Here is a 19693-nt window from a genome sequence, read left to right on the forward strand (position 1 = left end):
GTATTGCCTATGGCAGATAACAAGCAGCACGACACCCGCACCACCCGCCGCCCTGACTGTGTGACGGAAATCCGCATGGGCAATTCCGTCCTTGTCGTGTCCGGCTATTTCAAGAAAGACACCACAACCACAGCCGCCGACAAAATGGCGCGGGTACTGGAAGCGGAAGCCGCTGCTACACAGGAGCCGACTTATCCGGCGTGAACCGGGGCATGGAAAAGCGGCCATGCCAGGGAGCATGACCGCTGGAACGAAAATCGGAAGTGCTTTAGCAATTCTTAATCTCATTCTCTATAAAATAATTTGCAATTTCAAAGGCTTTTATTCTTCTCTTTGCCAATGTGATTTGTGATTTATAACGCTCGGAATTATCCTTTGATTCAAATGTTTTTACTGTTTCTCTTAGCTTGTGCAGAGTTGAATCAATTTGCCTTTTGGCCGCGGTTAATTCATCTATTGTATACTTCATGTTTTCTCCTTTAACTTCTGATTTTTTTGTTAAATCAGAGTATACCACGGAGTTATGAACTTTTCTACTGCAAATATGGGACGACAACCCATACCATAAAAATCGGAAAATTGAAAAGCTGTAAAGAAGCAAATTTAACGCTTTTGCCGCTGTACAGCCCCCGCCGTTCCGTGGTACAATGAAACCACGGAATAGTGGGGCTGGCTGTCGGAAACGGAGGATTTTATGTTAAGACAAGCCACCCAAAACCTCATTACCGCCCTTTATCCGAGATTGTCCCACGAGGATGAATTGCAAGGCGAGAGTAATTCCATATCGAACCAAAAAAGGATACTCGAAACCTACGCAAAACAGAACGGCTTTACCAATCTGCGCTGGTACACCGACGACGGTTTTTCCGGCGCGAACTTCCAGCGGCCCGGATTTCAAGCCATGCTTGCGGACATTGAAGCCGGGAAAGTGGGTACGGTCATCGTCAAGGACATGAGCCGGTTAGGGCGAAACTACTTGCAGGTAGGGTTTTACACGGAAATGCTGTTCCCTCAAAAGGGTGTGCGTTTTATCGCTGTCAACGATAATGTGGACAGTGCCAGCGAGGGCATGGACAACGATTTTACCCCGCTGCGAAATCTGTTCAATGAATGGCTGGTGAGAGATACGAGCAAGAAAATCAAGGCAGTGAAAAAGTCAAAAGGCATGAGCGGCAAGCCTGTTACCAGCAAGCCGGTTTACGGCTATGTGATGGACGAGGACGAGAATTTTATTATAGACGAGGAAGCCGCCCCGGTGGTGCAGCAGATTTACCAGCTTTGCCTTGCCGGGAACGGCCCGACCAAGATTGCCCGTATGCTGACGGAGCAGCAAATCCCCACGCCGGGGACGCTGGAATATCAGCGGACAGGCAGCACCCGCCGTTATCACCCAGGCTATGAGTGCAAATGGGCGACCAACACCGTCGTTCATATCCTCGAAAACCGAGAGTACACCGGATGTCTGGTGAACTTCAAAACGGAAAAGCCTTCTTATAAGGTCAAGCACAGCATAGAGAACCCCGTCGAGAAGCAGGCCATTTTCGAGAACCACCATGAGCCGATCATCGACAAGGAAACATGGGAACGGGTGCAGGAGTTACGCAAACAGCGCAAACGCCCGAACCGCTACGATGAAGTGGGGCTGTTCTCCGGGATTTTGTTCTGCGCCGACTGCGGCCATGTGCTGTATCAGCAGCGGTATCAGAACAAAGACCGCAAACAGGACTGCTACATCTGCGGCAGCTACAAGAAGCGCACCCGCAACTGTACGGCGCACTTTATCCGCACCGATCTGTTGACCGCTGGTGTCCTGGCAAATCTCCGGCAAGTGACCGAATACGCAGCCAAGCATGAGAGCCGGTTTGTGAAACTACTTGTCCAGCAGAACGAGATCGGCGGCAAGCGAAAGACCGCCGCAGCCATCAAGCAGCTTGAACAGGCGCAGGAACGCATTTCTGAAATCAGCCGCATTATCAAGCGGCTGTATGAGGACAATGTAAACGGCAAAATCAGCGATGAGCGTTTCATGGAACTGTCGGCTGACTACGAAGCCGAGCAAGCGGAGCTGAAAAAGAGAGCCGCCGCCCTGCAAGCCGAACTGGACAAGTCACAGGCAGCTACCGTCAACGCCGAGAAATTTATGGGCATTGTCCGCAAGCACCTTGCCTTTGAAGAACTGACCCCCACTCTCTTGCGGGAAATGATCGAGAAAATTGTGGTGCATGAGTGCAGCTATGATGAGAACGGCACCCGCAGGCAGGACATTGAGATTTATTACAGCTTTGTCGGCAAGATTGACTTGCCCGAATAACCGCCCGACCTATCCGACACAATGGCCAAGTGTCGGATAGGAACGGCAAAATTTTTTGCACTTCTATTGCTTCTTTATCACACATAAGCAAAAAGCCAGGGTATGAAACAGCTCATGGCTGGCGGCGGTATCGCAGTGGTAGGGATGACACTGATTCCGCTTCTGTCGGGCTTGTTCTAATCGTCCATGGACTGGTTATTTGGCTGGATAACAGACTGGATAAAACAGGGCTTAATCGACGCCATCACAGGACAATTTACAGGAATCTTTGAATCGGTCAACAACCAAGTAACCGATGTGGCCGCGCAGGTAGGCCAGACGCCCCAGGGCTGGAATGGCGGTGTTTTCAGTATGATCCAGACGCTATCGGAAACGGTAGTGCTGCCCATTGCCGGTATGATCTTAACTTTCGTGCTGGTGTATGAGCTGATCCAGATGATTCTTGAGAAAAACAATATGCACGAATTTGACACCTTCAACATCTTTAAGTGGGTGTTCAAGACCTTCGTTGCCACCTATCTGCTCACCAACTGTTTTACGATTGTGATGGCCGTATTCGATGTGGCGCAGACGGTTGTGGCGAACAGCGCGGGGATCATCAACGGAAATCTGGATGTGGCCGCGTCCATGGCCGACCTGGAAACACAGCTTCAAGCCATGGGTATCTGGGAGCTGATCGGCCTGTGGCTGGAAACCAATATCATCAACCTGTGCATGTGGATTTTGTCTATCGTGATTTTTGTGATCGTTTACGGAAGAATGATAGAAATTTATTTGACCGTGAGCATTGCGCCGATTCCTTTTTCCACACTTGCCAACCGCGAATGGGGCGCGATGGGGACCAATTACCTGCGCTCCCTGTTCGCCCTTGGCTTTCAGGGATTCCTTATCCTGATCTGCGTTGCGATTTACGCGGTGCTGGTCCAATCCATCCCATCTTCCAGCAGCGTACACGCCGCAATCTGGGGCACAGCAGGCTATACGGTGCTGCTGGCCTTTGCCCTGTTTAAGACAGGTTCGCTATCCAAATCTATTTTCAATGCACACTGACGTATGTTTTAAAAAGTAAAGGAGACATTTTATGAGTAATAACAATACTGCTGCAAATCCCACTGTCCCGGAAACAAACGGGGACCTGCCTTTCAAGCTGGATGTGCGTGTCCGGCCTATCGCTCCTATGGGAAACCTGCTGGCCTACGCCAACGTCACCATCGGGGGCTGTTTTAAGATCGACGGCTTTCGGATCTGTTCCGGCGAAAAGGGGCTGTATGTCAATATGCCCTCCACCCAGGACAACAAAGGGAACTGGAGGGATGTCTGCTGGCCGGTGACGGCAGATTTTCGCCGCCAGCTCAATGAGGCGCTGATTGAAGGATACGGCGCGGCTATTGAAAACCTGCAGGCGACTTTGGAGGCTACGAAAGGCGCCGCGGAAAAGCCTTCGCTGACCGGGGCGCTGAAAGAGAACGCCGGTAAAGTGAAAAGCCAGCCGGTAAAGGCAGCCGCCGCCAAAGACGGTCCCTCCCGCTGATGCCGGAGACTAAAAAATACGGGATCATCTATGCGGACCCTCCCTGGCGTTACGATATGAAGCGGGGCCACGGGGTTGCGGAAAACCACTATCCCACAATGAGTATTGAAGAAATCTGCGCGCTTCCGGTTGCGGACCTTGCGGCCAAGGACAGCGCGCTTTTTCTTTGGGGTACATTTCCCCAGCTTAAAGAAGCGTTCCGTGTCATAGACGCCTGGGGATTCCAGTATAAAACACTGGCTTTCCTGTGGCTGAAACAAAACCGCAAAGCTGACACCTGGTTTTACGGTATGGGGTTCTGGACACGCTCTAACGCGGAAGTGTGCCTTCTGGCTACCCGCGGCCATCCGAAACGGCAGAGCGCCGGAATCCATCAGTTTGTCATTTCCCATATCGAGCAGCACAGCAAAAAACCGGATATTGTGCGGGATAAGATCGTCAAGCTGATGGGCGACCAGCCCAGGGTAGAGCTTTTTGCCCGCCAGAAAACGCCGGGCTGGGATGTCTGGGGCAACGAAGTCGATTGCACCATCACCCTCCCGGCGGGAAAGGAGGAAATTTGAGTTTGGAACAGGAAGCGAAACGGTTGCTGATGGAGCGCTTGGATGACTGCCTGAAAGTCCATGCGGATTTGCTGGACTCACAGGACATTGGCAGTATTTATGAGCTGCAGGATCTCGCCCAGCTCCACTACTATTTGAAAGTGGAACATCCTTTTACCCCGGCAGAGGTGGAAGCTCTGCTGTCGTTTCAGGACCCGTTGGAAGTTGCCCGCTGGTGCAAAGAGGAAAACACCCATACCCATAGCTTTCCTATCTGCGAACTGTTGGAGAAAATCGGCGCATACCATAAATTTGACCGGTTTCCTCCGGCCCAGGCAGATCCAAAAGCAGAACTGATAAAACGCCTGGGCCAGAACTATTTTGCCTACATGGAAAAGCTGGATTCTCTCAGTACGGGCGCGCTGGTCGCAAACGCAAGGGAAATTGCGACTGTCCAGGAAGTTTATACCTATCTGACCGAACACTATACCTTTCAGCCGGGAGAAGCCGAACTGCTGCTCCGGCTGGATGACCCTTTGGGCTATATATCCGGCAGATGGCCCCAAAATGTCTACGATACCTTTCCTGTGGAAGATAAAGTTGCGGAAGATATTTGGGAACTATCACAGGAGGCGGAACCTTTGCAGCTCCAGGAGAGCGGTTCCGTGAAAGACCGGCTGCAAAAGGCTATTGAACAGAGTTCACGCATGGGTGATCCTGATAAAAAGCCGCACCACGAGAAAGAGCGGTAAAGCGAAAAACAAGGATTGTTCCTGCCCTGTTTTTACGGCGGCAGGCGTTTGAAGGAAAGAAGGTGATTTTTTGCCCTATGTACCGGTTCCAAAAGATCTGACGAAGGTTAAGACCAAAGTTGCCTTTAATCTGACGAAAAGGCAGCTTATTTTTTTCAGCATTGCCGGGGCGGTTGGCCTGCCGGTGTATTTTCTCACCCGCACGGCGATTGGGAATACCGCTTCGGTTCTTTTGATGATCGGGCTGATGATGCCCTTTTTCTTTATGGCAATGTATGAGCGTGACGGCCAGCCCGCGGAGAAGATTCTGAAAAATATGATCCGCCACCGCCTGTGGCCGGAGACGCGCCCATATAAAACCCGGAACTTTTATAAAATCATGTCAAAGAAGGAGGAAATAAGTATTGCCAAAAACCAAACAGCAGGAAGAGCAGGAAAAGCGCCTGCAGGCAAACATCCAGCAGGCGCGAAAAAACCGGTCCGCAGTAAAAAAGGCCGGTAAAAAATCTGGGCCTCATGCAAAGCCGCCTGGCAAGGGCGGCTTTTTCAGTGGAGTAAAGCGGGACGCGCCGCAGACAGCCCAGCAGACGATCCCCTACCGGGAGATCTATAAGGACGGGATCTGCCGCGTCAATGATAAGCTGTACACCAAGACCATTCAGTTTTTCGATATTAACTACCAGCTTGCCCAGGCGGACGATAAGGCGCAGATTTTCGAGAATTACTGTGATTTTCTCAATTACTTTGATTCTACCATCAGCGTCCAGCTCACCTTTATCAACCAGCGGGCCAATATGCAGGACTTTTCCAAAAGCATTGCGATCCCGCCCCAGGGGGACGAGTATGACGACATCCGGCGTGAGTACGCAGAGATGCTTAAAAACCAGCTCGAAAAAGGCAACAACGGCCTTGCCAAACGCAAGTATATCACTTTTGGCATTGAGGCGGACGACCTGCGTACCGCCAAAATGCGGCTGGAGCGCGTGGAAACGGATGTGCTGAACAACTTTAAGACCCTGGGCGTCCAGGCGGTCCCGTTAAGCGGGCTGGAACGGCTGGAGCTTCTGCACAGCCAGCTCCATCCAAGCGGCCAGGAGAAATTTAAGTTTGCCTGGAGCGACCTTGCCAAAACCGGCCTTTCCACAAAGGATTTTATTGCGCCCACCAGTTTTACCTTCTCGAAGGATGGCAAGACCTTCCGCATTGGGGAGTATTCTGGCGCCATGTCCTTTTTGCAGATCTTAGCGCCGGAGCTGACGGACCGGATGCTGGCCGAATTTCTGGACCTGGACGACGCGGTGACGGTCAACCTGCATATCCAGACTATCGACCAGGCCCAGGCGATCCGCAATATCAAGCGGAAAATGAGTGATTTGCAGAAAATGAAGATCGAGGAACAGAAAAAGGCGGTACGGGCCGGATATGATATGGACATCATTCCCACGGACCTTGCCACCTACGGGGAGGAAGCCCAAAACCTGCTTCAAGATCTGCAATCCCGAAATGAGCGTATGTTTTTGGTAACGGTGCTGGTACAGAACATCGCCCCGAAAAGGCAAAAACTGTTCAGCGACATTATGGCTGCCTCCGGCATTGCCCAAAAGTATAACTGCGCGCTGAAACGCCTGGACTACCAGCAGGAACAGGGCCTTATGTCCTCCCTGGCGCTGGGCCAGAACCAGATCGAGATCCAGCGGGGCCTCACCACCAGCAGCACCGCTATTTTCGTGCCCTTTACCACTTGTGAGTTATTCCAGGATGGGCAGGCATTGTATTACGGACTCAACGCCATTTCCTCAAACCTGATTATGGCGAACCGCAAGCTGCTGAAAAACCCCAATGGACTGTTTCTTGGCACGCCCGGCTGCTTTGCCGGTGATACCCGGATTCTTTTGGCAGACGGCAGCGCTGCCTCCTTTGAGGAACTGCTGGCGCGCGGTGTAGAGGAAATCGAGGTCAAGACTTTTGATGATGAAACCGGCCGGGTTATCACCGCCATGGCGCGGGATATTCGCGTTGAAAAATACGCGGATGTCTTAAAGCAGATCACGTTGGAGGACGGCACCACTTTCCGCTGTACGGAAAGCCATCTCATTATGGATGACGCCGGGGAATACATGCAGGCGGTGGATGTGAAGGAAGGCCAGAAATTGAGCGGCGGCCATACGGCAGTGCGGGTATCGGTGCTGAAACTGCCAAAGAAAGTGCCGGTGTATGACCTTACCGTACCCCGCTATATGAATTTCCTGCTGGAAAACGGCCTGGTCGTCCACAACAGCGGCAAATCATTCAGCGCCAAGCGTGAGATCGTCAATGTATTCCTGCTGACGGATGATTCTATCATCATCGCGGACCCGGAAAATGAATATGGCCCGCTGGTAAAACGCTTTGGAAAACAGGGGCAGGTCATTGACCTTTCGCCCACTTCTTCCAACTATATCAATCCGTTGGACATTAACCTGGATTACAGCGATGACGAGAACCCCATTACATTAAAGAGCGATTTTGTCCTCTCTTTGTGTGACCTGATTATCGGCGGCAAGGATGGGCTTACCCCTATCGAGAAAACCATCATTGACCGCTGCACCCGCCTGGTGTACCGGGATTACCTGCAGGACCCCCGCCCGGAGAATATGCCAATCCTGGGGGACCTGTATGAGCTGCTTCGCAAACAGAGCGAGCCGGAGGCCCAGAATATCGCCACTGCCCTTGAAATCTATGTCAACGGCAGCTTAAATGTGTTCAACCACAGGAGCAATATCGACATGGACAGCCACCGCGTCCTGTGTTTCCAGCTTAAATCCCTGGGCAAAGCCTTAAAAGAGATCGGGCTGCTTATCATGCAGGATGCCGTGTGGAACCGCGTTACGGCCAACCGGGAGAAGCATAAAACGACCTGGTTCTATATTGATGAATTTCATCTCCTTCTCAAAGGCCAGACCGGTGCTTTTTCCGTTGAGATCTGGAAGCGTTTCAGAAAATGGGGCGGGATTCCAAGCGGCCTGACGCAGAACGTGAAGGATCTGCTGGCCTCCCGTGAGATCGAGAACATCTTTGAAAACTCGGATTTCATCTACATGCTGAACCAGGCCCAGGGCGACAGGCAGATTTTGGCGAAACAGCTTGGGATCAGCCCGACGCAGCTTTCCTATGTGACCCACAGCGGCCCCGGCGAGGGCCTTTTGTTTTTCGGAAATGTGATTATCCCCTTTGTCGATCACTTCCCGAAGGACACCAGTTTGTATCAGATCATGACGACCCGCCCGGAGGAAGTCGCGGAGGCCGGGACGTGATAACCTTCTTCACCGCCTGGCGTATGGGAGGTGATGCAGTTGCCAAGAGATGAAGAATTTAGGGCAAAGGAAAAGAAATTTCACAAGATGACCCGTGACGGGCTGGTGGAACGGGGCGCCGCTTCCGGCGAGGAAACCCGTATCAGCGGCCGGGAGCAGGATTTTGATTTGAGGCAGGCAAGGGATTCTCCTGACTCTTTGGAGGACCTTTCGGCCAAAGCCCGCCATACCCGGCAGCAAAAACAAAAAGCCGGGGATAACCCGCAGGCGGAGTCGGTGGAAAATGGGGAGGCTTCCCCTTTGGAGGATTCGCAGCCCCAGGCCCATGAGGACGCCCCGCGGGAGGAACCACGGGAAAAGCCCGGAAGCCGGCGTTCTCGGCATCAGCAGAAATTTTCCGAGTCCAGCAGCGCCAGTGAAGCGGCCGCCGAGCAGCCCCGCACCTCGAAACTTCAATTTGCCGAGGACGAACTGCCGCCGGACGCCCCCGGCAAAAAGCTGGTGAAAGCCCGGCAGAAGGCGGAACGGACCGCCCGGAAGCTGGAACAGGCCGAAGGCAATCTTCCGGCCAGGCGGAAACTGCGGCTGGAGGTGGAGCCGGACGCTGCCACCGGCAATGCCAAACGGCGCTTAAAATTTGAAAAAGAAGTGATCTCCCAACCGGAACACATAAAAGGCGCCAAGCCTCTGCGCCCGGTAAAAAAAGGCGCAAACGCGGCCATCGGATATGCCCATAAGAAAATCTATGAGAATGAACATGAAAACGTGGGCATTGAGGCGGCCCATCGCACAGAGCTGGTGGCGGAGGGAGGGCTTCGCGCCCTGAACCACCGCCGGAAAACCTCCCCTTACCGCAAAGTGGCCCGGCTGCAGAAAAAGACGGTGAAAACCCGCGCAAGGGCGGCTTACCAGCAGGCCCTTCACGATAACCCCAAGCTGCAGAGCAATGTGTTTTCCCGCATGTGGCAGAAGCACCGCTTAAAAAGGGAGTACGCCAAGGCCGCCAGGACCGCCCGGCGCACCGGGCAGGCTGCCGGGAAAACGGCCGCTGTCACGAAAAAAGCCGGAGGCGCGGTTGGGCGTTTTGCCAGCCGCCACCCGGCCCTCTGCCTGATGGCGGCGCTCCTGTTTTTGATCGTTGTCCTGATTTTTTCCCTTTTTTCTTCCTGTTCCAGCATAGGGACAGGCGGTGCCGGCGCGATTGCGGCGTCCAGCTATACCGCGGAAGATCAGGACATCAACAATGCCGAGCTGGTTTATACGGAGTGGGAAACCGACCTGCAGATGCAGATTGACAATGCCGAAGCGGACCACCCCGGCTACGATGAATACCGCTACCATGTGGGCAATATCGGGCACAACCCCTTTGAGCTGATGGGATTTCTCACCGCGTCCTATCAAGCCTTCCAGTATGAGGATATTGAGGTGGTGCTGCAGGAGATCTTTGCCGAGCAGTATTCCCTCGAATTTGTGGAGGAAGTGGAGACCCGCACCCGCACGGAAACCCGGACGGACCCCAGTACCGGCGAGACTTATGAGGTAGAAGTGACCTACGAGTGGCGGATTCTCAATATCAACCTGACGGCCAAATCCTTTACGGACGTGATCGCCGCCCGTATGGACACGGAACAGGCCCAGCTTTTTAATATCCTGATGATGACGAAGGGCAACCGCCAGTATGTCTCTAACGTGTTTGGCGATACCAACTGGCTCCCTTATGTCACAAGCTACTATGGCTACCGCGTCCACCCCATCAGCGGAGAAAAGAACTATCATAAGGCGGTGGATATTGGGATGCCCCAGGGCACGGAGATTTTGGCCGGGCATGACGGCGTGGTAACGCAGGCCGGGGAAGCAGGCAGCTACGGGCTGATCGTAGTGCTGGAGGGTGCCATGGAGGACGGGCGGACCCTTACCACAAAATACGCCCACTGCTCGGAACTTCTGGTGTCTGCCGGGCAGGAAGTCAAACAAGGGGATGTCATTGCCAAAGTGGGCAGCACCGGTGATTCCACCGGGCCGCACCTTCACCTGGAAGTGCTGGTGGATGGGCAGTACCTTAATCCCCTGTATTTTACCGATACCGGCGACCATACCGGGACCAGCCTGATCCCTGGAAGCGCGGGCGGGCCGGAAATCCCCGCATATCCCGGCGCTCCTATGGGTGATGGCGATTATGCGGCGCTGATTACGGAGGCGCAGAAACATCTCGGAAAGCCTTATGTGTTCGGCGCTTCGGGACCAAACAGCTTTGATTGCAGCGGCTTTGTTTCCTATGTCCTCAATCAGAGCGGTGTTGCCAGTGTGGGACGCTCCACAGCCCAGGGGCTTTTCAACATGAGCACCCCTGTTTCCAGAGAGAACGCCCAGCCGGGAGACCTGATTTTCTTCACCGGCACCTACTCGGCGGGCACGCCTGTAACCCATGTAGGGATCTATATCGGCAACGGGCAGATGATCCATGCCGGGGACCCGGTGCAGTATGCCAATATCAATACATCCTACTGGACCGAACATTTTTACGCATTTGGGCGTATCTCAACCAATTAAAGATCGGAGGTAATAAATTGAATCCCAAAATTGACAAACTCGCAAGGGATATTGAAAAAACGGAAAAGAAAATCGCAGACCTGCAAAAAAAGCTGGAGCTTTTCAAAGAGGAAAAGACCCGGCTGGAGAACGAGGATTACGGCGATATTGGCCGTGATTTCCACCTGACCCCGAAGGAGCTGGCGGAATTTTTGAAGGCGCACAGGGCTGGGACCCTTACGGTCCCGGAGGCCGCCCCTCCTGCGGGAGAACAGGAGGCCGGCCATGAAGAATAAAGTGAGGAATGTTCTGGCGGCGCTTGTGCTTTGCATGAGCGCCGTTGCCCTGCCTGTCACCGCTTACGCTTCCACGGGCAGCGATACCACGCCGCCCACCCTTACCGCGGCCTTAAAGGACGATAAGCTGGCGGTGGAGGCCAGCGATGATATGTCCGGCGTGGAGGCGGTGTATGTGGACGGGACCCGGATCAACAGACTTGTCAACGGCAAGGGTACCGTGGCCTTGAAGGATTATGCCGGGGACGGCAAGGAAGTGACGGTTTACGCGGTGGACTATTCCGGCAACCGCTCCAAAGAGGTAAAGCTGGATAACCCTTATTATGAGGAACCGGCGCAGACCCAGGCGGCTTCCTCTGCCGCGCCCCAATCTTCCAGTGGGGAAACGCAGGCTGCGCCTTCCATGACCCCCGCACCTTCTCCTTCGGCAAACAATGCGTCCAGCAGTTCAAGCAATTCGGAAAGCAGCCAGGCCGCCGGGACCCCTTCGACCTCCCAGGCAGAAACAGAGGCTTCTTCTGAAAGCCCTGCCGCGGAGGACGAAACGGAGTCGGCTGTGCCGGAAGGGGCCTTTACCCCGGAAGGCACCGGCACGGTCCTGGACTCAGCCACCGAGCAGGAAGATGATAAGCAGTTTTATACCATCACCACCGCAGACGGAAATGTGTTTTACCTTATCATTGACGGGAAGCGGGATTCGGAAAACGTCTACTTCTTAAATGGCGTTACGGAGGAAGATCTGCTCTCCCTGGCCCAGCAGGATAATGGCGGCGAAAGCGCCATTGAGGTTGTCACCTGCAACTGTACGGAAAAATGCGAGGCGGGCGCGGTGAATACCGATTGCCCGGTCTGCAAAAATGACCTGAACGGCTGCCTGGGCAAAGTGACGGAAGAACCGGTGCCGGAAGAAACCGAACAGCCGGAAGCAGAGCCGGAGAAATCCGGTGGCAATACCGGCATGATTATCTTCCTGGTGATCGCTCTTGCGGCCGCTGGCGGGCTGGGCTACTACTTCAAGATCGTGCGCCCGAAACAGCAGGCGGCTATGGATGAGGACGAGTTCGAGGATGACGGTTACGGTGAAGATTATGAACAGGATTCTGCGTACAGCGATGAGCTCCCTTATGACGAGGACGAAGAATCCACAAAGGACGGCAGATAATGCCGTCCTTCTTGTTTCCCGAAGAAATTTTATGAAAGTGAGGATTACAGCTTGAATACAAAATCTATGCGCGGCCATGGCCTTTCCCGGCTTTTGGCCGGTTTCCTTTGTCTGCTGCTTTTGGTGGGGATCTTACCGGTCAGCGCGTTTGCAGCTTCGGAAGGCCAGCAGGCCAGCTCCGCTTATGGCGATACGGTCATTGGCTCAGACGGGCAGCCCTATTATTCCCCATCTGGCTATTACACGATGACCTACCACGACGATGGTTCCACTTCCTATGTGTATCATGGCGGGAATGTGGCCTACCGTCATTTCGTGCTGAACACGGATGGCGGCGGATTCCGCTGGGTGTACTGCATTGAGAGCGGCATCCGGTTCGGTGATTCAGACGATGGCTATTATTCCGAACAGACGGATAACAGCCAGTATTTCAACCAGTTGCCGGAGGCTTCCCGTCGCGGGATCATGCTGGCCTCCCTGTATGGCTGGCAGCCTGGGGCTTCCCTCCCCATGGCTGGTATCAACGCTGATGACTGGTACATGGCAGCGCAGTGTATCATTTGGGAATACCAGCAGCAGCTCCGCAGCGACGCTGCCAGCCGCCACGACAATGGAAGTGTTGCGGAAAATACTTTCTTCCGCATTGTGCAGGGACGCCCTGCCGAGCAGGTCTATTACTGGATTCTGGAGCAGATCGCTTCCCATTCCACTATCCCTTCCTTTGCCGGGGCAACCGCGGAAAGCGCCCCGGTGCATGAACTGAAATGGGATTCCAATGCCAAGGTTTATACCCTGACTCTGACCGATGCCAACAATTTAAATATCGACCTGGAGGCCCTTACTGCAAGCGGGATCTCCGTGACCCGCAGCGGCAACAGCTATACCTTCACCAGTAAAGAAATGCTGGAATCCCCGGTGGCGCTTCAATTCCGCAAAAATGTGCCTATCGGCGAGGCCATGCTGATCTGGGGGCGCGAGGGCTGGCAGACCATGATGACGGGCGCCAAAGACCCCGTTTCCTTCTATATGCAGATCAAGACGGAAACTTATGGCAAGGCAAAGATCGTAAAGACCAGCGAGGACGGTATTGTTGAGGGGATTCCCTTTACCATCAGTGGCAACGGCGTGGAGGAATCGGTTGTCACCGGCGCGGACGGCACGGTGTCTCTGGATCTTCTGCCCGGCACCTATCTTGTAACAGAGCAGCCCATTGACCGCTATGTGACGCCTGCCGCACAGTATATCACCATTGAGAGCGGCCAGACCGCCAGCGTCCAGTTTTCCAATATCCTGAAGAAGTTCCGCGTGGAAGGCCACAAGGTAGATGCGGAAACCGGCGAGGCCCAGGGGGACGCTTCCCTTGCGGGAGCCGTCTATGGCCTGTATAAAGGCGGGGAGCTTGTAGATACCTTTACCACCGGGCCGGACGGCAGCTTTGTCACCGGCTACTATCCTTGCGGGGATGACTGGACCTTGCAGGAGATTTCCCCAAGCCCCGGCTACCTGCTGGATGAAACGGTGCATGAGGTGGGCGCTTCTCCTTCCCTTTATGAAATCGAGCTGAATACCACGGAAAATACGCTGCCGGAAACGGTGATCCGCGGCAATATCCAGCTTGTGAAGCATACCGATGACCCGGACCCGGATGTATCGGACGAGGAACACAGTGACGACGCCAATGCCGGTATGGTGGAAAAGCCGGAGGAAGGCGCTGTTTTTGAAGTTTATCTGACAAGCGCAGGCAGTTATGAAAACGCCAAAGAAAGCGAGCGGGACATCCTGACGACAGATGCGGACGGCTTTGCCGCCTCCAAGGATATGCCCTATGGCCGCTATACCGTCCATCAGACCGCAGGTGAGGACGATAAAGCCTTTGTGCCGGATTTCACGGTATTTATCAGCGAGAACGGAAAGACCTACTCCTATATCCTGAACAATGACGCCATTACTGCAAGGGTGCGTGTGGAAAAACGAGACGCAGAAACCGGTGAGATCATTCCTATGGCCGGTACGGGCTTCCGTATTAAAGACCTTACCACCGGCGAATTTATCAGCCAGGAGATCTACTATCCCAACCCTGAAACCATTGACGTATTTTACACTTCGGATGAAGGCTGGCTGATGCTGCCGGAGCCGCTGCCCGCCCATGCGTTTGAGCTTTATGAGGTGACAGCCCCGGAAGGGTACGTCCTTTCTGATGAGCCGGTGCCTTTCACAGTAGATGCTTCCGAGGCGGTTGTTACCGTCGTACAGTACAACCAGCCGCAGAAAGCCCAGCTCACCATCAGCAAATCCGGCGAGGTTTTTGCCAGCGTGCAGGAAAACGATGGCCTCTATCAGCCGGTGTACGAGGTCCAGGGACTTCCCGGCGCGGTCTATGATGTGATTGCCGATGAAGATATTTATACCGGGGACGGCACCCTGCGGGCGGCAAAAGACACGGTGGTAGAAACACTGACTACCGGCGAGGATGGAACTGCCCAGAGCGGGCTCCTGTATCTGGGCCGCTACCGTCTGGAAGAACGCCAGGCGCCGGAGGGCATGGTGCTAAATTCACAGCCGGAATATGTGGAGCTGACCTATGCCGGGGAAACGGTGGACGTGACCCAGAGCGCAGCCGGACTTTACGATGAACGCCAGAAGGTCGATGTGACCCTGTTCAAAGCACTGGAAACGGATGAAGTTTTCGGGTTAGGCATGAATGAAGAATACAAGGATATTTCCTTTGGGCTTTATGCTTCTGCGGACCTGACAGCGGCGGACGGCAGCGTGATTCCCGCGGGCGGGCTTCTGGAAGTCGTGGCGGTTGCGCCGGTGGAGGACGCGCCCGGTCAGTATTCGGCTGCCTTTGCCTCCGATCTGCCTTTTGGCAGCTTCTATGTCCAGGAACGCACCACCAATGAAGCGTTCGTGCTTTCCGATCAGCAGTACCCGGTGGACTTCGCGTATGCCGGGCAGGAAACAGCTCTGGTTACGATTGCGGTCAATGACGGCGAGGCCATTTCCAATGAGATGATCCGCGGGCGCATTGACGGCGTGAAATACGGCGAGGACCCCGAAGGCGGTGAGGACCTTACCCTGGAGGGCGCGCTGATCGGCCTGTTTGCTCCCGGCACGGAAGAATTTACCGAGGAAAATGCCCTGCTGGTGACGACTTCCGGGGAAAACGGAGCCTTCTCCTTTGAGGACGTGCCTTTCGGCCATTGGATCATCAAGGAGATTGCCAGCCCTTCGGCCCTGTACTCCATCAGCCCGGAACAGCACCATGTCTATATCGGCACCGATGGGCAGGCCGTTGAAATCGAGATTGACAATACCCTGATCCACGGTACGGTGCAGATTATCAAGACTGAGGCTGTGGACGAATTGAAGTCTATCCAGGAGGACGGGGAAACCCCTTCTGAAAGTGAGGCTGGTGAGACGGCAGAAAGCGCCGATGATGATACCGGCGAGGACACTGCGGGCAATCCATTCCTCCACCGGCTGCCCGGCGCTGTCTTTGAGCTTTACGAGGACACAAACGGCGATAAGGCATTTGATGAAAGCGACGCCCTGATCGGGGAACTGACCGAAACCGATGAAGGGTTCCATGAAATGAGCGGCCTCTTGGCAAAGGGCTATTTTATCAAAGAGAAAATTGCCCCGGAAGGCCACAAGCTGGACCCCAACGCCTACTATTTTGAGATCACCACGGACGGGCAGGTTGTCGTTGTGGAAAATGGTGAGGCTGGCCGCGGCTTCGTGAATGAGGCGTACCGCGGAAACCTGAAAATCACGAAGGATTCCAGTGATGGCCGCAAGGACGGCTTTGCCTTTGAGGTGAAAAGTGAGGATGGCACCTACTGTGAGACTTTCACAAGCCCGGAGGATGGTATCATCCTGATCGAAGGGCTGCGCGTGGGCAAATACACTGTGACCGAGGTGAAAAATAAGGCCAGCGAGGACTATATCATCCCGGATGGGGCCACGGTGGAGATCAAGGCCGATGAAACTGCCGAGGTGAGCTTCTTCAATGAAAAGCCGGAGGAAGAAACCCCGGAAACGCCTGATACGCCGGAAACCCCGGATAACCCGAAAACGCCTTCCAATCCTTCCAAGCCGGTCCCGCAGACAGGCGACGATTATAACCTGTATATCTGGATCGGCGTGCTGGGCGCGGCGGTGATCGGCAGCGGTGTTGCCCTTTTCCTGTGCGCTTACAAGAAAAAGGGACAGAAGGCCAGCCCCGGACGCCGCAAAGCGGCAACCGGCGTGCTTCTGATCTGCATTGCCATGGCAGTGGGCAGCGGCTTTATGCTGGCGCGGGAAATCGGCCAGTACAAGGAAAGCGCCGATACCTATGCCGGGCTTTCGGAATATGTCACCCCGGCTGAAACGGACGGGGAAAATGGGAACGCGGAGGCGCCGGAGAAAACCGGCGCTTCCTCCATTTCTCTGCCCACGGTGGACTTTGAAAGCCTGCTGGCCCAGGGGCCGGATGTCAAGGCATGGCTGGAGCTTCCCGGCACGGTCATTCAGTACCCGGTGGCCCAGGGCGAGGATAACAGCTACTACCTGAAACACTTGTATGACGGTACGGCAAACAAGGTGGGCAGCCTGTTCATCGACTATGAAAACGCGGAGGATTTTTCCGATAACAACACGATTATCTATGGGCACAACATGCGGGACGGCTCCATGTTCTCCACGCTGGTGGAATACAAAGCGCAGGCTTACTATGACGAACACCCGGAAATGTACCTGGTAACGCCGGAGGGCGGCTATGTGGTCGAGGTGTTTTCCGCATTTGTGGCAAGCCCGGAGGAATCCGGCAGCGAAACTTCTCCCTGGGCGCTGGAATGGAAAGACAGCGGCGCTTATACGACCTGGCTTTCAGCGATGCAGGAGCGTTCTGTGATCGAAACGGGCGTTTCCGTCACTTCCAGTGACAAGGTACTGACCCTTTCCACCTGTACCAATGGCGGCGCTGACCGCTTTATCGTCATGGGCAGGCTGGTAGCTGTAACTGAATAACAGATTTTAAGAAGATGGCGCGGGATGACGGTTGCTCCCGCGCCCATCTCTATATATGGAGGATTTGCAATGGTAAATAACATTGTTCCCATTCCCGGATATGTCCATCTCTACCGCTCCATGCTGCGGTTTTACGATATGCCCAGCGCGGAGCTGAAAGAAATGCTCTACCTTCTGAATACCGCAAACCTGGACAGCTACGGCTTCCACCACCCGGAGGCGCATGTGGTCGAGAGCGGCCCGGTGGCCTTCTGCGGCTGGCTGGATCATCGGTATGCCCGCCCTTACCGGACGGAAGTGCAGCTTTATAAATCTCTGCTGGCCCTGAAACGCAGTATTGACCGGGATTGCATTGTCACCTCCCAGCGGGAGGCCCTTCAAATGCTCCGGTGCGTGATCTCCAACCTGGAATACCGGTTTTATAAAGCCTACAACATGGAATTTGAGGATAAGCGCACGGTGTATTCCGATTGCGCCTTCCGGCTGATCCCGCGGGAGGACGAACCCAGTGTGTGCCTGATGCACGATTGGGTGTACCTGCCGAGCGCATAAAACACAACGAATACCGTATTGAATCCGTTGAATGATATTTGTGATTTGTCCCGAATGTTATTTATTATTCGGGACAAATCAACAGCACGCAATTTCGATATGGTTCTTATGGTGTTATTTATCGGTTCAATCGTGTCACTGCCTGGTTAGAAAACTGAATAGAAATGATTGGATATGACAATATTATAAGCGAAAAGGCACCTTTTTTGTGTAAAAAGGCTGCTACAATGCACCCGTTTTCGTGAATCCCATAAAAGTATCGGTTCATAATCGGTTCACAATCGGTTCAGGCTCGTTGACACGATTGAACCGATTTGCTATAATAGGAGCGTTAATATGAATGAAGGAGATGGCAGTATGCTTTTTCGGGAAAGTGAGACCATAGAACTGAAAGAAGTTGTTGTGGACGAAATCAAAAAAGAAATCATTGCTTTTGCTAACTGTGACGGAGGAAAACTGTATATTGGCGTCCAGGATGACGGCACGGTAGTCGGAGTGGATGACCCGGACGGTGTATCTTTGCAAATCAGCAATATGGTACGGGATGCCATCAAACCGGATGTAACAATGTTCGTGCATTACAAGACTATCGAAGAAAATGGAAAAGAAATTGTTGCTGTGGATATTCAGCGCGGAACAGACCGGCCTTATTATCTTGCAAAAAAGGGGATGCGTCCAGAAGGCGTATATGTCAGGCAGGGTTATTCCTCGGTTCCGGCCACCGATACGGCAATCCGCCGTATGATTAAAGAAACGGATGGGGACCGCTTTGAAGCCATGCGCTCTCTGAACCAGGAACTCACATTTGAAGCTGCGAAAAAAGAATTTGATCTTCGGAATGTAGAATTTGGCCCGCAGCAAATGCGTACTTTGAAACTGGTCGATCAGGATAACCTTTATAGCAATTTAGGGCTGCTTCTGTCCGACCAATGCGTCCATACGATTAAAGTTGCCGTTTTCCAGGGGACAGACCAAACGGTATTTAAGGACCGCCGGGAATTTAGCGGGTCGCTGCTGCGCCAGATGAACGAAGTGTATGATTTTATTGACTTTCGCAATCAGACCCGTGCAACCATAGAGAAACTGCTAAGGATTGATGTCCGGGATTACCCTGAAATCGCTGTCAGGGAAGCATTGCTGAATCTGCTGGTTCATCGAGATTATTCCTTTAGTGCCAGCGCATTTATCAGTATTTATGCGGACAGGATTGAATTTGTGTCCATTGGCGGCTTGATGCCGGGAATTGACCTGGAAGATATTATGGTAGGTATTTCCGTATGCCGGAACCAGGACCTTGCGAATGTGTTTTATCGTTTACATTTGATTGAGGCTTATGGTACCGGAATGGGAAAAATTATGAAGGCATACGAAGGCATGGTGGAAAAGCCTGTGATTGAAACCACAAAAAACGCCTTTAAGATCATACTGCCGAATATTAACGCCAAATATGAAAAAGGCGCTGAATCTGTTCTTCCAGCAGAGCCATCCGCACATACTCCTGTTGGCACGCCATTAAGTGCCGGAGAAGAAAAAGTGTTGGAATATGCCCGGACACATGGTGCTGTTACAAGAAATGAAGTCATGGGACTGCTCGAAGTGAGTATCTCTACTGCTGCCAGAGTCCTGAAAAAGCTGGTAAAAAGCAATCTGCTAAAGCAGAATGGAAAAGGCAGAGGCACCAACTATATACCATTATAAATAAACGATATGCT

Annotated in this window: 15 protein-coding genes and 1 pseudogene; 15 read left to right on the plus strand and 1 reads right to left on the minus strand. The window is 53.4% G+C overall.

From position 1 onward, the window contains the following. The first annotated feature begins 9 nt into the window (after positions 1–9). The gene (locus HNP82_RS12690) at positions 10–204 is read left to right on the plus strand and encodes a transposon-encoded TnpW family protein (protein ID WP_002596234.1); all 195 of its coding nucleotides are present in this window, start codon (positions 10–12) and stop codon (positions 202–204) included. A gap of 64 nt (positions 205–268) precedes the next feature. On the opposite strand, the gene HNP82_RS12695 is transcribed toward HNP82_RS12690, so the two are convergent. Continuing rightward, positions 269–469, minus strand: coding sequence for a hypothetical protein (locus HNP82_RS12695; RefSeq protein ID WP_002596235.1), 201 nt, complete (start codon positions 467–469; stop codon positions 269–271). 225 nt (positions 470–694) lie between these two features. On the opposite strand from HNP82_RS12695, the gene HNP82_RS12700 reads away from it, so the two are divergent. The 14 genes and pseudogenes from HNP82_RS12700 to HNP82_RS12765 all read left to right on the plus strand — a co-directional run bounded on the left by HNP82_RS12700 (position 695) and on the right by HNP82_RS12765 (position 19679). Then, positions 695–2311: a recombinase family protein gene (locus tag HNP82_RS12700; protein WP_002596236.1), complete on the plus strand. Its 1617-nt coding sequence runs from the start codon at positions 695–697 to the stop codon at positions 2309–2311. A gap of 87 nt (positions 2312–2398) precedes the next feature. Further along, positions 2399–2491: pseudogene (locus tag HNP82_RS18105) on the plus strand (Maff2 family mobile element protein); the annotation flags it as partial. Between the two features lie 6 nt (positions 2492–2497). Beyond that, positions 2498–3361 carry a VirB6/TrbL-like conjugal transfer protein, CD1112 family gene (locus tag HNP82_RS12710; RefSeq protein WP_008394466.1) on the plus strand — a complete coding sequence of 288 codons (864 nt, stop codon included), beginning with the start codon at positions 2498–2500 and terminating at the stop codon, positions 3359–3361. A gap of 31 nt (positions 3362–3392) precedes the next feature. Beyond that, positions 3393–3842, plus strand: a complete 450-nt coding sequence (locus HNP82_RS12715) for a SpoVG family protein (RefSeq protein ID WP_242970203.1) — start codon at positions 3393–3395, stop codon at positions 3840–3842. Then, a complete protein-coding gene (locus tag HNP82_RS12720; protein WP_117493306.1) occupies positions 3842–4405 on the plus strand; it encodes an MT-A70 family methyltransferase in 564 nt (187 codons plus the stop codon). The genes HNP82_RS12715 and HNP82_RS12720 overlap by 1 nt, the downstream gene beginning before the upstream one ends. Beyond that, entirely contained in the window at positions 4402–5136 is a 735-nt protein-coding gene (locus tag HNP82_RS12725) for a hypothetical protein (RefSeq protein WP_243164762.1), read from the plus strand. The genes HNP82_RS12720 and HNP82_RS12725 overlap by 4 nt, the downstream gene beginning before the upstream one ends. 70 nt (positions 5137–5206) lie before the next feature. Then, a complete protein-coding gene (locus HNP82_RS12730; protein ID WP_183775345.1) occupies positions 5207–5638 on the plus strand; it encodes a PrgI family protein in 432 nt (143 codons plus the stop codon). An 88-nt stretch (positions 5639–5726) separates the two neighbouring features. Beyond that, entirely contained in the window at positions 5727–8429 is a 2703-nt protein-coding gene (locus HNP82_RS18680; RefSeq protein WP_408609661.1) for a VirB4-like conjugal transfer ATPase, CD1110 family, read from the plus strand. A gap of 33 nt (positions 8430–8462) precedes the next feature. Further along, positions 8463–10979, plus strand: a complete 2517-nt coding sequence (locus HNP82_RS12740) for a CD1108 family mobile element protein (RefSeq protein ID WP_183775349.1) — start codon at positions 8463–8465, stop codon at positions 10977–10979. Positions 10980–10996: 17 nt separating this feature from the next. Continuing rightward, complete coding sequence (locus HNP82_RS12745) at positions 10997–11254, plus strand: DUF4315 family protein (protein ID WP_183775351.1); 258 nt, start codon at positions 10997–10999, stop codon at positions 11252–11254. After that, the gene (locus HNP82_RS12750; RefSeq protein ID WP_183775354.1) at positions 11244–12416 is read left to right on the plus strand and encodes a DUF4366 domain-containing protein; all 1173 of its coding nucleotides are present in this window, start codon (positions 11244–11246) and stop codon (positions 12414–12416) included. Before HNP82_RS12745 ends, HNP82_RS12750 begins: the two co-directional genes overlap by 11 nt. 51 nt (positions 12417–12467) lie before the next feature. After that, entirely contained in the window at positions 12468–17429 is a 4962-nt protein-coding gene (srtB, locus tag HNP82_RS12755) for a class B sortase (RefSeq protein ID WP_330599590.1), read from the plus strand. 69 nt (positions 17430–17498) lie between these two features. Further along, a complete protein-coding gene (locus HNP82_RS12760; protein ID WP_183775355.1) occupies positions 17499–17981 on the plus strand; it encodes a hypothetical protein in 483 nt (160 codons plus the stop codon). Between the two features lie 357 nt (positions 17982–18338). After that, positions 18339–19679 (plus strand): RNA-binding domain-containing protein, encoded by a 1341-nt coding sequence (locus tag HNP82_RS12765; RefSeq protein WP_183775414.1) that lies wholly within the window; start codon positions 18339–18341, stop codon positions 19677–19679. Positions 19680–19693 lie beyond the last annotated feature (14 nt).

The organism is Catenibacillus scindens (assembly GCF_014202115.1).
GTDB lineage: Bacteria > Bacillota > Clostridia > Lachnospirales > Lachnospiraceae > Catenibacillus > Catenibacillus scindens.